Below are 12,436 nucleotides of genomic sequence, written 5' to 3' on the forward strand. Positions count from 1 at the left end.
GCAGGCGGATCTGAAAAGGCTGCCCGTCCTGATGCCGTTCGCAGGCGCGTTGGGCAATTGCGGTGGGTAACGCTTTTGGCGAACCCGCGGGGGTAAAGCCGCTGAACGCCACCATATCATCGTGCTGGATAATTTCTGCCGCCTGTTCGGCGCTCATCCGTTTCATGGCCGTCTCCTTCGTCGGACGTGATTAATGGCCAACAAAATTAGGTTTACGTTTTTCCATAAACGCGTTCATCCCTTCCTGATAATCCTCGCTGTCGTACACCGCGCGGCGCATGCCCTGAATGCGCTCGAATTCGTCAGAGTTCATGGTGTGTGCTTCGCCCAACACGCGCAGTTCTTCTTTGATGACGGCGATTGCCAGCGGCGCTTTTTCCGAGATGTGATGCGCCATTTGCAGGGTGAAATCTTCCAGTTCCTCGGTTGGAACGACATGGTTGAGGATCCCGACCGCCATAGCGCGTTGAGCGGTGATGGGCGAGGCGGTAAAAATCAGCTCCTTAACGATGTGAAAACCAGCGTCGCGGGTCAGGTTGTGGATGCCCACCAGGTTATAGGGCACGCCGAGGTTGACCGGGGTCATGGAGAAGGTAGACGTACTGGCTGCGATGATCAGATCGGAACTCATGATCATCTCAAACGCGCCGCCCCAGACGCTGCCTTCAACCATGGAGATCACCGGCTTCGGATATTTTTGGATCATACGAGTTATCTGACGCAGCGGATCGTCATAAGAGAGCGGATCGCGACGTCCGGTGGGGAGCTCATGAATATCATGCCCGGCAGAGAACACTTTGGCCCCGCTCGGGGCGCGCAGAATGATGCAGCGAATGTCCGGACGATTGAGGTCGCTCAGCGCCTGCATCAGATCGTCAATAAACACTTTGCTCAGGGCATTGAGCTTGCGGGCGTAATTGAACTCAATGACCGCGACTTTCTGGATGATGACCACGTTGACGTATTGATAAGACATAATGTTCTCTTTATTGAAAGTAATGATGCTGAATAAATGCGCTGATGTGCCGCAGGCCGGTGCGCGGCGAAAGATCATTGTTTTTGACGGCCAGCAGCGTCTGCTGGAAATACTGGTCGAAATCAGCCCGTGCAAACAGCAGATGCAGGGCTTCTTCTTCAGCCTGCTTGTGTAGCCATTCCACCGCCTGCTGCTGGCGGACTTTTTCCAGTCGACCGCTGGCGGTAAGGCACGTTTTAAAGTCGGTTATCGCCTGCCAAACCTCCTCAATGCCGCGTTTTTCCAGGGCGCTACAGGTCAGAACCTGCGGCTGCCACTCGTCATATTTGCGGCGCAGAATATGCAGGGCGGATTCGTACATATGGCGGGCGATGGCAACGCTGGTACGGTTATCACCGTCGTCCTTGTTGATGACGACCAGATCCGCCATCTCCATCAGGCCTTTTTTGATGCCCTGCAAATCGTCGCCACCGCCGGCGATTTGCAGTGAGAGAAAGCAATCCACCATGCCTGCGACTTCGGTTTCCGACTGCCCAACGCCGACGGTTTCCACAATCACCACGTTGAAGCCAGCCGCCTCGCACAGCAGCATTAATTCGCGGGCGCGCTGGCTGGCGCCGCCTAAATGACCGCTGGAAGGAACCGGACGTATAAACGCAGATTCTGCGCGAGCCAGTTCCGTCATGCGGGTTTTATCACCCAGAATGCTGCCGCCGCTGACCGGGCTGCTGGGATCGACGGCGATCACCGCTACCCGTAACCCGCGGCGAATTAACAGCATGCCGAATGCTTCCAGAAAGGTGCTTTTACCCGCGCCCGGCGTGCCGGTGATCCCCAGACGCAGGGCGTTACCGGTGAACGGCATAATCGCGTCCAGCAATTGCGTACTCAGCGGCTGGTGGCGCGGGTGATTGCTTTCGACCAGCGTCATCGCCTGGGCGAGCGTAGCCCGTTCACCGAGTCGCAAGCGGCGGACGGTATCCTCAAGCGTGGTGGCGTTAATCATGATGTTTACTGATACGGGTTAACACATCGCGGACGCTGTCGAGCATCGGCGTGCCGGGGCCATAAATGGCTGCCACGCCATGTTCGTGTAGAAAAGCGTAATCCTGTGGCGGAATAACCCCGCCGGCGACGACGCAAATGTCTTCGCGTCCCCAGCCTTTGAGCGCGGTGACCAGCTCAGGGATCAATGTCTTATGACCCGCCGCCAGCGATGATGCGCCAATGACATGCACATCGTTTTCTACCGCCAGACGGGCAATTTCCTCCGGTGTGGAGAACATCGGGCTGAGATCGACATCGAAGCCGAGATCGGAGTAGGCGCTGGCGATCACTTTTGCGCCGCGATCGTGTCCGTCCTGACCCATCTTGGCGATCAGAATACGCGGGCGGCGGCCATTTTCTGTGAGGAACTGTTCGGTTTGCGCAACAATGGCATCGAACTCATCGGCGGATTTGTCGGACTGGTGATAGCTTTGTGCAATCACCCCGGTAACGCACTGGCTGGGAACCAGATAACGGTCAAAGGCGGCCTCGAGCGCATCGGAGATTTCACCGAGCGTGGCGCGAACGCGGGCGGCGTTGACGGCGGCGGCCAGCAGATTTTCATTCTGCTGCGCGGCGTGGGTCAGCGCGGATAGCGCGGCTTTAACCGCATCATTGTCGCGGGTAGCGCGGATATGCTGCAGTGAGGCAATCTGCTCGTTGCGCACCTTCACGTTGTCGATCTCCAGCACCGACGTGTCGTCTTCTTTATCCAGCTTGTATTTGTTCACCCCGACGATAACGCGCTTACCCTGGTCGATCAGCGACTGTTCGCGCGCGGACGCTTCTTCGATCATCCGTTTAGGAAGCCCGGCTTCAATCGCCTTCGCCATGCCGCCTGCCTCATCAATCTGCTTGATGATCGTGCGCGCCTGCTTCACGATTTGATCGGTGAGTGATTCGACGTAATACGATCCGGCCAGCGGATCGACGGTGCGGCAGATCTCTGATTCTTCCTGAATGATGATCTGCGTATTACGCGCAATACGGGCGGAGAAATCGGTGGGCAGACCGAGCGCTTCATCAAAAGCGTTGGTATGCAGAGACTGGGTGCCGCCAAGCGTAGCGCCGAGCGCCTCAATGGTGGTTCGTACCACGTTGTTGTACGGGTCCTGCTCGGTCAGGCTCCAGCCTGAGGTCTGGCAGTGGGTACGCAGAGCGAGAGATTTCGGGTTGGTCGCGCCAAAACTGCTGACCGCTTCGCTCCACAGATACCGTGCAGCGCGCAGCATGGCGACGTTCATAAACAGATCCATGCCGATGCCGAAGAAGAATGACAGGCGCGGGGCGAAGTCATCAATTTTCAGTCCGGCGGAAAGCGCGGCCTTGATGTATTCAATACCGTCTGCCAGCGTAAACGCCACCTGCTGTACGCAGTTTGCCCCGGCTTCACCCATGTGATAGCCGCTGATGCTGATGGTATTAAAGCGCGGCATGTTGCCTGAGCACCAGGCGATGATGTCGGCGATAATGCGCATGGAGGGTTTTGGCGGATAAATGTAGGTGTTGCGGCACAAGTACTCTTTCAGAATATCGTTCTGAATGGTCCCGGTGAGCTGTTCCGGCGTCACGCCTTGCTCCTGCGCCGCGACGATATAAAACGCCAGTACCGGCAGCACCGCGCCGTTCATGGTCATTGATACCGACATCTTATCCAGCGGGATCTGGTCGAACAGCACCTTCATATCTTCGACGGTATCGATCGCCACGCCGGCTTTGCCGACGTCGCCCGCTACGCGCGGGTTGTCTGAGTCATAGCCACGATGAGTGGCAAGGTCAAAGGCAACGGAAAGCCCTTTTTGCCCAGCGGCGAGGTTACGGCGGTAAAAGGCGTTGGACTCTTTGGCGGTAGAGAAACCGGCGTATTGGCGAATCGTCCACGGCTGCGCGGTATACATAGTGGCGCGCGGGCCACGCACGTAAGGCGGCAGACCGGGCAGGGTGCCCGTGACTTCCAGATTATCGAGATCCGCTTCGGTGTACAGCGGCTTGATGACAATCCCTTCCGCCGTCTGTCTTTCCAGCGACTCAACGGTTTTTTCCCGTCGACTGAGTTCTTTATTGGCGAGTGTTTGCCACTCCTGCACGTTTGCCATTTTTTGCTCCGTATTACGCAATAAGTTGAATCTTTGCGAATACGGTGTGCTTTTTCATTTGGCTTGTCGCCAGCAAAAAATAGCCAACAGGACGTCGTTTTTTGCCGTGTGGCGTGTTTTATTTTGTGATGTATTTCAAAGACGTGGCGGGAATAGCATGAAATGAGGGGAAAGGCTTGCAGGCCGGATGAGGCTTTACGCCGCTATCCGGCCTCTGTTCGAGGAATTAATCCTGACGCAGTACGTTGTGGCCATAGGCCAGCAGCGCGTCGGTGACGTTGCGCATCATGCGGCTTTCTGGTGCAAAACGGTGCCAGTACAGCATCCGACGCTGGAACAGGCCTGGCGTTAAGTCGATAAGCTCACCGCTTTCCAGCTCTTTCTCAATCTGTAAGTGTGGGATCATGCAGCAGGTTGTTCCCTGACGGGCTAACTGGACGAAGGCTTCAGACGAGTTAACGATATGGCACGGTACGCTGCCCGGCGGCAGGTCGAAGTTTTGTTGCAAGAACGCCTGGTGCATATCATCAAGATGGTCAAACGCGACCGCCGGGGCTTTCAGCAGGGCGGAACGGGTGACGCCGTTTGGGAAATAACGCTCGGCGAAAGGTTTAGAGCCAACAAACAGGTAGTCCAGCGCGCCCAGTTTATCCACCAGACAGCTTGGCAGCGCCTGATGTTGAATACTCACCGCACCGACTACTTCACCACGACGCAGACGTTCCTGGGTTCGGGTTTCATCTTCAACCTGCAGGTTCAGTCGAATCGGTGAATTAGCCAGTACCGGGGCCAGCGCCGGAAGTAACCAGGTCGCCAGACTGTCGGCGTTCACCGCCAGCGAAAGCAGAAGCGGCGTCGAGCCGGTTTGTTCATCGCCCAGCCACTCATCTTCCAGCAGTTCAACCTGGCGCAGAAGCGCCAGTAGTTTCTGTCCCTGTTCCGTTGGGCGCGGCGGTACGGTGCGCACCAGCAGCGGTTGTCCGAACATATTCTCAAGCTGTTTTATGCGCTGTGAAACCGCGGATTGCGTGATGCACAGCTTTTGCGCCGCGCGCTCAAATCCTCGTTCACGAATAACCGCATCCAGTGCTTGTAGTGTTCTGTAGTCCGGACGTTTCATTGCTTTGACGCACTCCTGAAATTTTTGCTTGTTCTGCACTATGACACAATTTTTGATTGGGTAAAGACGAAATCCGCCGCTTGCGAGCGGGTGTGGGGACATTTTTCTGCACAATGTTCTATAATGCGCGTGAATTTTCCCACCATATTCACACCACAGGCGAAACGATCATGACGCAGGATGAACTGAAAAAAGCAGTAGGATGGGCGGCACTTCAGTATGTACAGCCCGGCACCATTGTGGGCGTAGGTACAGGTTCAACAGCCGCACACTTTATTGATGCGCTGGGCACAATGAAAGGTCAGATTGAAGGTGCGGTATCCAGTTCGGACGCATCGACTGAAAAACTCAAAAGCCTTGGCATCCACGTGTTCGATCTTAACGAAGTGGACAGCCTCGGCGTATACGTTGACGGCGCGGATGAAATCAACGGTCACATGCAGATGATCAAGGGCGGCGGCGCAGCGTTGACCCGTGAAAAAATCATTGCTTCCGTGGCGAAGAAATTTATCTGCATCGCGGATGCGTCTAAAGAAGTCGATATTCTCGGTAACTTCCCGCTGCCGGTCGAAGTGATCCCAATGGCGCGCAGCGCTGTGGCTCGCCAGTTGGTGAAGCTGGGCGGTCGTCCTGAATACCGTCAGGGCGTCGTGACGGACAACGGCAACGTGATCCTCGATGTGCACGGTCTGGAGATCCTCGACGCCATCGCGCTGGAGAATGCCATCAATGCGATTCCAGGTGTGGTAACCGTCGGCCTGTTTGCCAACCGTGGTGCGGATGTCGCGCTGATCGGTACGCCTGACGGCGTGAAAACTATCGTAAAATGATCTGACGGGAGCGTCTTCTCCCGTTAAAAAAATTTTGGCAGGGCAAATTTGGTGACTTGTGTCACGTTTATAATATTGTCCTGCCGATCTCTCCAAAGAAAAAGTTATCGCCAGTATTTTCCTCTGACATTTCCCGTTGAATGACATTTCTTCAGCACGGCGACGCAAACGTTCATATTGCCGCAATATTATTTTTTGATATGTTGAAGAGACGGATGAAAATCCCACACACAACACATCAGTTTGAACAAAAAAGACAGGGTCGGGGAAATGGCAAAGGTATCACTGGAGAAAGATAAGATTAAATTTCTGCTGGTTGAAGGCGTGCACCAAAAAGCACTCGAAAGCCTTCGTGCAGCAGGTTATACCAACATCGAGTTTCACAAAGGTGCTCTGGACACTGAACAACTGAAAGAGTCCATCCGTGATGCCCACTTCATTGGCCTGCGATCCCGTACCCATCTGACTGAAGATGTGATTGACGCCGCAGAGAAACTGGTCGCGATTGGCTGCTTCTGCATTGGCACCAACCAGGTTGATCTAAGTGCAGCGGCAAAGCGCGGGATCCCTGTGTTTAACGCACCATTCTCTAACACACGTTCCGTTGCTGAGCTGGTGATTGGCGAATTGCTGCTACTGCTACGTGGCGTACCCGAAGCGAACGCCAAAGCGCACCGCGGCGTGTGGAATAAACTGGCTACCGGCTCTTTTGAAGCGCGTGGTAAAAAACTGGGGATCATCGGCTACGGCCACATTGGTACTCAGTTGGGCATTCTGGCGGAATCGCTCGGGATGCATGTCTTTTTCTATGATATTGAAAATAAACTCCCGCTTGGCAATGCCACACAGGTACAGCATCTTTCCGACCTGCTCAATATGAGCGACGTGGTCAGTCTGCACGTGCCGGAAAATGCCTCCACTAAAAACCTGATGGGCGCGCGTGAGATTTCGCTGATGAAACCGGGGGCGCTGCTGATTAACGCCGCACGCGGTACGGTTGTTGATATTCCTGCGTTGTGCGACGCGTTAGCGACTAAACATCTGGCGGGGGCTGCAATCGACGTATTCCCAACCGAACCGGCAACTAACAGCGATCCTTTCACTTCGCCGCTGTGTGATTTCGATAACGTGATCCTGACGCCGCACATTGGTGGTTCAACGCTGGAAGCGCAGGAAAACATCGGTCTGGAAGTAGCTGGGAAACTGACCAAGTATTCCGACAACGGGTCTACGCTGTCTGCGGTAAACTTCCCGGAAGTTTCGCTGCCGCTGCACGGTGGTCGTCGTCTGATGCACATTCACGAAAACCGTCCGGGCGTACTGACGGCACTGAACCAGATTTTTGCCGAGCAGGGCGTCAACATTGCCGCGCAGTATCTGCAAACTTCCGCGCAGGTAGGTTATGTGGTTATTGATATTGAAGCGGATGAAGATGTGGCGGAGAAAGCGCTGCTGGCGATGAAAGCCCTTCCGGGAACCATTCGCGCTCGTCTGCTGTACTGATTTCCTCTACATGGGCAGGCGGTTGACCTGCCCATCTTTCCTCTGATTTCCCTGCCTCAAAATCTCTTTCTGTAACGCATACATTCTGTTTTCGAGCTTTGCCGCAGTTGGTAACTAAAGGCAGCGTTGCGTGTTGTACAGCAATAAAAGGAATTTACGATAGGGGCGCAGCATAGCGCTGAAACGGGAAAGCCCCTACCGAAGCAGGGGCTCTAAAAAGGAAAGGGACGATGATGAGATACGTCATCATGCTGCTGATCCTGTTAATCATCGCTTGGCCAGCATATTAACAGAGAGTACGCAGGAGGGAGGTTCGCCTCCCTCACCCTTCACCGAGGAATTTAGGTCAAAAAAACGGCGCTGTCAATCGGCAAAAAACGGCTACCACTCCCAGATTTTGGACGGCGTCACCACCGCTGGCAGCGGGATATCCCACTCTTCAACCGGCAATTTTTCTACTAACTGGCAGTCATGCGCGTAGCCCACGGGTTGGATCTTATGCTGCTGCCAGTTTTGTAGCGTGCGGTCGTAAAATCCGCCGCCCATGCCCAGGCGTTGCCCGTCCTCATCAAATGCCACTAACGGCGTAATCAGTACGTCCAGCTTTGACAGTGGCAATACGTCGCGTACATCAAGCCGTGGTTCCTGGATCTTTAAGCGATTGGTCACCAGGTCGCTGCGCGGATGATAGTGCAGGAACAGTAAATTACCGGGACTGAAGGGATGAAGAACCGGAAGGTAAACGCGCTTGCCCGCTCGCCACAGCTGATCTATCAGCGGCTGGGTATCGAGTTCGCCATCGAACGAGAGAAATACCGCCACAGTATGCGCGAGTACAACAGGGGGAAAACTGAGCATTCGGGTCGCGGCTTGCTGACCGTAGTGTCGTTGCTGTTCAGAGGTCAGCGCGCGACGACGCTGTCGAATCAGTTGACGAATTTCTTGCCGGGATAAAGGGAGTTCAGAAAGTAGTGTCATGGCTGTTGCCAGGTAGAAGGGAATCTCCGAGATGCCGCCGCAGGCTGTAACCCTTGAACCCTTGGTTCAAGGTGAATGCGTCGTCACAGTTTTAAGGCTTCTCGGACGGGCCGAGCATGCTCACCAACCATGGAGCGCCACATTCTTGTGGTATGAAATATCGGCTCAGGGGACTGGCCCGCTTGCAAACATCTCAGAGAAATTTTGTCTTCACGGTCACTCTACCACAGTAAACCGAAAAGTGTTATTCAAAGTTTTGGCCCGTTTTTTCGGTTATGCGACCCTGATCAAGCAACGCCTGTTCGATGGTCTGTTGTAGCATCCGAATACGTTGTTCCATGCTCGCCGCGTACTCACGCGTCTTCGCTTTTTCCTGAGTTAATTCATAGCTGATGTTCAACGCGGCGATGAAAACCAACTGCTCAGTATTTGTGACTCTAGTGCGAACTTTCAGATCTTGCAATCGCTGATTGAGATCGTCCGCAGCCTGATTCAACGCATCCCTTTGTTCAGGCGGGCAATTCACTCGCAGTGAACGGCCAAATATTTGGATATCGACGGGTTGTGCAGACATGCCACCTTCCTGCTGATTGACTGCGCTGCCTTCGTCTCCAGACCTTGGGTCCGCGAAGGGGCGACACTATAGCTACCCTGGTATCAAGATACAAGCCCTTTTCTGGTCCACCAGGGTCCAAAGTGGTAGCATACCATGAATATTCCTCCCTTTGATGACGAATGCTTATGTCTATACAGAACGAAATGCCTGGCTACAACGACGTTAGCCAGTTTTTGAACCAACAAGGGGCTGGATTAACCCCGGCCGAAATGCACGGCTTGATCAGCGGGATGATTTGCGGCGGCAACAACGACAGCTCATGGCAGCCGCTGCTGCACGACCTGACGAACGAAGGTTTGGCCTTCGGTCACGAGCTGGCTCAGGCACTGATGAAAATGCACTCTGCCACCAGCGATGCCCTCGAGGACGACGGTTTCCTTTTTCAGCTTTATCTGCCTGAAGGCGACGACGTTAGCGTGTTTGATCGTGCCGATGCGCTGGCGGGGTGGGTAAACCACTTTTTGCTGGGCCTTGGCGTTACGCAGCCAAAGCTCGACAAAGTGACCGGTGAAACCGGTGAAGCGATTGACGACCTGCGCAATATCGCTCAGTTGGGATATGACGAAGACGAAGATCAGGAAGAGCTGGAAATGTCGCTCGAAGAGATTATCGAATACGTGCGCGTAGCCGCCTTGCTGTGTCATGACACGTTTACGCGTCAGCAGCCGACCGCGCCGGAAGTCCGTAAACCGACTCTGCACTAAGAACGAAACGCAAAGGAGAGTGTGATGAGCGAGATATCTCAGCAAGAATTCCAGCGTCGTCGCCAGGCTTTACTGGCACAAATGCAGCCCGGCAGCGCCGCGCTGATTTTTGCCGCGCCTGAAGCGACGCGCAGCGCGGACAGTGAATACCCGTACCGCCAAAGCAGTGATTTCTGGTACTTCACCGGTTTTAACGAACCGGAAGCCGTGCTGGTGCTGATTAAAAGTGATGACACTCATAACCACAGCGTTTTGTTTAATCGGGTTCGCGATCTGACGGCGGAGATCTGGTTTGGCCGCCGTCTGGGCCAGGATGCCGCACCGGCAAAACTCGGCGTTGACCGGGCGCTGGCCTTCAGTGAAATCAACCAACAGCTGCACCTGTTGCTCAATGGCCTGGACGCGGTGTACCACGCGCAGGGCGAATATGCCTGGGCAGATGAGATTGTGTGCACGGCGTTGGATAAACTGCGTAAAGGCTCCAGACAAAATCTGCACGCACCCGCCGCGATCATCGACTGGCGTCCAATGGTGCATGAAATGCGCCTGTTCAAATCACCAGAAGAAATTGCGGTCATGCGCCGTGCCGGAGAGATCAGTGCGCTGGCGCATACCCGCGCGATGGAAAAATGCCGTCCGGGAATGTTTGAATACCAGTTGGAAGGGGAGATTCACCACGAGTTTACTCGCCATGGCGCGCGTTACCCATCCTATAACACGATTGTCGGCAGCGGCGAAAACGGCTGTATTCTCCATTACACCGAAAATGAAAGTGAAATGCGCGATGGCGATCTGGTGTTAATTGACGCCGGGTGTGAATACAAAGGTTATGCGGGCGACATTACGCGTACCTTCCCGGTAAACGGCAAATTTTCCCCTGCTCAGCGTGAAATCTACGACATCGTACTGGAGTCATTAGAGACCAGCCTGCGCCTGTATCGCCCGGGGACGTCCATCCAGGAAGTCACCGGCGAAGTGGTGCGCATCATGATTACGGGTCTGGTGAAGCTTGGCATTTTGCACGGCGAGATCGACCAACTGATTACCGAAAATGCGCATCGCCCATTCTTTATGCATGGTCTTAGCCATTGGCTGGGACTGGATGTGCACGACGTTGGCGTTTATGGTCAGGACCGCTCACGTACTCTCGAGCCAGGAATGGTACTCACTGTCGAACCGGGGCTGTATATCGCACCGGACGCCGATGTGCCGCCTGCTTATCGTGGTATCGGCATTCGTATTGAAGATGACATCCTCATCACCGAGGACGGCAATGAGAACCTGACCGCCAGCGTGGTGAAGAAAGCGGATGACATTGAAGCCTTAATGGCTGCGGCGCGACTGCAATGAGCGTGATTATCGTTGGCGGTGGTATGGTCGGTGCGACGCTGGCGCTGGCCATTTCTCAGCTCAGCCACGGGACTCTGCCTGTTCACCTGATAGAAGCGAGCGAACCTGAAACTGACCGCCATCCAGGGTTTGACGCCCGGGCGATCGCGCTGGCGGCAGGGACCTGCCAACAGCTGGCGCGAATTGGCGTATGGCAGGCGATTGCCGATTGCGCAACGGCGATCAAAACGGTTCACGTCAGCGATCGCGGCCATGCCGGATTTGTGACGCTGGATGCGCAGGAATACCGTATTCCGGCGCTGGGCCAGGTGGTAGAACTGCACGATGTCGGGCTGCGTTTGTTTGCGCTGCTGCGTAAAGCGCCGGGCATCACGCTGCACTGCCCCGACCGTGTAGCCAGCGTGTCACGCACGCAGGAACGCGTTGAGGTTACGCTGGAAAATGGCGAGATGATCAATGGTCGCCTGTTGGTGGCCGCCGATGGCACGCGCTCCGCACTGGCTACCGCCTGCGGCGTTGACTGGCAGCAACAACCCTATGAACAACTGGCGGTGATTGCCAACGTCACGACCTCCGTTGCGCATGACGGGCGAGCGTTTGAACGTTTTACGCAATATGGCCCGCTGGCAATGCTACCGATGTCTGATGGTCGCTGCTCGCTGGTGTGGTGCCATCCGCTGGAGCGGCGTGATGAGATTATGGCCTGGTCCGACGAACAATTTTGCCGCGAACTGCAAACTGCGTTTGGCTGGCGGTTGGGGCGTATTACCCAGGCCGGTAAACGCAACGCCTATCCGCTTTCATTAACCTCGGCGCAAAAAGCCATTACCCATCGTACTGTGCTGGTGGGGAACGCAGCACAGACGCTGCATCCCATTGCCGGACAAGGTTTCAACCTTGGTCTACGCGACGTGATGAGCCTGGCTGAGACGTTGACGCAGGCGCAAAACTGCGCGGAAGATATCGGTGATTATGCGGTGCTGGCACGCTATCAGCAGCGCCGCGAACGCGATCGCGAAACGACGATTGGTGTGACCAACAATTTGGTGTATTTGTTTGCCAATCGCTGGGCCCCTTTGGTCGTTGGGCGTAATGTCGGGCTGATGGCGATGGAATTATTCACGCCTGCGCGCGATGCGTTGGCGGAGCGGACCCTCGGTTGGGTTGCGCGATAGATATAACCTGTAGGCCGAATTAAAAAAGCAGGCCTGATTAG

At 55.1% G+C, this 12,436-nt stretch carries 11 protein-coding genes, 1 other RNA gene and 1 pseudogene; 5 read left to right on the forward strand and 8 right to left on the reverse strand.

Features of this window, described 5'->3' with window-relative positions; all coding sequences use genetic code 11:
- From FDW87_RS22390 to argP, 5 genes and pseudogenes are all read right to left on the reverse strand, one after another.
- Positions 1 to 166 (reverse strand): annotated as a pseudogene (locus tag FDW87_RS22390) (acetyl-CoA hydrolase); the annotation flags it as partial.
- 24 nt (positions 167 to 190) lie between these two features.
- Positions 191 to 976: a methylmalonyl-CoA decarboxylase gene (scpB, locus tag FDW87_RS11850; RefSeq protein WP_049041966.1), complete on the reverse strand. Its 786-nt coding sequence runs from the start codon at positions 974 to 976 to the stop codon at positions 191 to 193.
- Positions 977 to 986: 10 nt separating this feature from the next.
- Positions 987 to 1,982, reverse strand: coding sequence for a methylmalonyl Co-A mutase-associated GTPase MeaB (meaB, locus tag FDW87_RS11855; RefSeq protein WP_049268794.1), 996 nt, complete (start codon positions 1,980 to 1,982; stop codon positions 987 to 989).
- Positions 1,975 to 4,119 carry a methylmalonyl-CoA mutase gene (scpA, locus tag FDW87_RS11860; protein ID WP_137379788.1) on the reverse strand — a complete coding sequence of 715 codons (2,145 nt, stop codon included), beginning with the start codon at positions 4,117 to 4,119 and terminating at the stop codon, positions 1,975 to 1,977. Before scpA ends, meaB begins: the two co-directional genes overlap by 8 nt.
- Positions 4,120 to 4,345: 226 nt before the next feature.
- Positions 4,346 to 5,239 (reverse strand): DNA-binding transcriptional regulator ArgP, encoded by an 894-nt coding sequence (gene argP, locus FDW87_RS11865; RefSeq protein ID WP_003825477.1) that lies wholly within the window; start codon positions 5,237 to 5,239, stop codon positions 4,346 to 4,348.
- 170 nt (positions 5,240 to 5,409) lie between these two features.
- Between argP and rpiA the strand changes: the two genes are divergently transcribed.
- Both rpiA and serA read left to right on the forward strand, forming a co-directional pair.
- On the forward strand, positions 5,410 to 6,069 hold the full coding sequence (rpiA, locus tag FDW87_RS11870) for a ribose-5-phosphate isomerase RpiA (protein WP_016154364.1): 660 nt from the start codon (positions 5,410 to 5,412) through the stop codon (positions 6,067 to 6,069).
- A gap of 270 nt (positions 6,070 to 6,339) precedes the next feature.
- Positions 6,340 to 7,572, forward strand: a complete 1,233-nt coding sequence (serA, locus tag FDW87_RS11875; protein WP_016154363.1) for a phosphoglycerate dehydrogenase — start codon at positions 6,340 to 6,342, stop codon at positions 7,570 to 7,572.
- Positions 7,573 to 7,953: 381 nt separating this feature from the next.
- Here serA and FDW87_RS11880 read toward each other — a convergent pair whose 3' ends face one another.
- The 3 genes from FDW87_RS11880 to zapA all read right to left on the reverse strand — a co-directional run bounded on the left by FDW87_RS11880 (position 7,954) and on the right by zapA (position 9,124).
- Positions 7,954 to 8,550 (reverse strand): 5-formyltetrahydrofolate cyclo-ligase, encoded by a 597-nt coding sequence (locus FDW87_RS11880; protein ID WP_047414432.1) that lies wholly within the window; start codon positions 8,548 to 8,550, stop codon positions 7,954 to 7,956.
- Between the two features lie 19 nt (positions 8,551 to 8,569).
- Positions 8,570 to 8,753, reverse strand: a non-coding RNA gene (gene ssrS, locus FDW87_RS11885) — 6S RNA.
- A gap of 41 nt (positions 8,754 to 8,794) precedes the next feature.
- Positions 8,795 to 9,124: a cell division protein ZapA gene (gene zapA, locus FDW87_RS11890; RefSeq protein WP_003026980.1), complete on the reverse strand. Its 330-nt coding sequence runs from the start codon at positions 9,122 to 9,124 to the stop codon at positions 8,795 to 8,797.
- A gap of 167 nt (positions 9,125 to 9,291) precedes the next feature.
- Here zapA and FDW87_RS11895 point away from each other — a divergent pair, with 167 nt between their 5' ends.
- From FDW87_RS11895 to ubiH, 3 genes are read left to right on the forward strand one after another with little or no spacing between them, the layout of a single operon-like run.
- Positions 9,292 to 9,870: a YecA family protein gene (locus tag FDW87_RS11895; protein WP_016157420.1), complete on the forward strand. Its 579-nt coding sequence runs from the start codon at positions 9,292 to 9,294 to the stop codon at positions 9,868 to 9,870.
- Between the two features lie 24 nt (positions 9,871 to 9,894).
- A complete protein-coding gene (gene pepP, locus FDW87_RS11900; RefSeq protein ID WP_047414428.1) occupies positions 9,895 to 11,220 on the forward strand; it encodes a Xaa-Pro aminopeptidase in 1,326 nt (441 codons plus the stop codon).
- Entirely contained in the window at positions 11,217 to 12,395 is a 1,179-nt protein-coding gene (gene ubiH, locus FDW87_RS11905; protein ID WP_016154358.1) for a 2-octaprenyl-6-methoxyphenyl hydroxylase, read from the forward strand. Before pepP ends, ubiH begins: the two co-directional genes overlap by 4 nt.
- Positions 12,396 to 12,436 lie beyond the last annotated feature (41 nt).

Origin of the sequence: Citrobacter sp. wls826 (assembly GCF_005281245.1) — a bacterium.
Taxonomy (GTDB): domain Bacteria; phylum Pseudomonadota; class Gammaproteobacteria; order Enterobacterales; family Enterobacteriaceae; genus Citrobacter; species Citrobacter braakii.

Bases quoted from the DNA above. Each gene is read 5' to 3' on its own strand.
- zapA (WP_003026980.1), bottom strand. From the start codon at position 9,124: ATGTCTGCACAACCCGTCGATATCCAAATATTTGGCCGTTCACTGCGA.
- rpiA (WP_016154364.1), top strand. From the start codon at position 5,410: ATGACGCAGGATGAACTGAAAAAAGCAGTAGGATGGGCGGCACTTCAG.
- pepP (WP_047414428.1), top strand. From the start codon at position 9,895: ATGAGCGAGATATCTCAGCAAGAATTCCAGCGTCGTCGCCAGGCTTTA.
- FDW87_RS11895 (WP_016157420.1), top strand. From the start codon at position 9,292: ATGTCTATACAGAACGAAATGCCTGGCTACAACGACGTTAGCCAGTTT.
- meaB (WP_049268794.1), bottom strand. From the start codon at position 1,982: ATGATTAACGCCACCACGCTTGAGGATACCGTCCGCCGCTTGCGACTC.
- ubiH (WP_016154358.1), top strand. From the start codon at position 11,217: ATGAGCGTGATTATCGTTGGCGGTGGTATGGTCGGTGCGACGCTGGCG.
- FDW87_RS11880 (WP_047414432.1), bottom strand. From the start codon at position 8,550: ATGACACTACTTTCTGAACTCCCTTTATCCCGGCAAGAAATTCGTCAA.
- scpB (WP_049041966.1), bottom strand. From the start codon at position 976: ATGTCTTATCAATACGTCAACGTGGTCATCATCCAGAAAGTCGCGGTC.
- scpA (WP_137379788.1), bottom strand. From the start codon at position 4,119: ATGGCAAACGTGCAGGAGTGGCAAACACTCGCCAATAAAGAACTCAGT.
- argP (WP_003825477.1), bottom strand. From the start codon at position 5,239: ATGAAACGTCCGGACTACAGAACACTACAAGCACTGGATGCGGTTATT.
- serA (WP_016154363.1), top strand. From the start codon at position 6,340: ATGGCAAAGGTATCACTGGAGAAAGATAAGATTAAATTTCTGCTGGTT.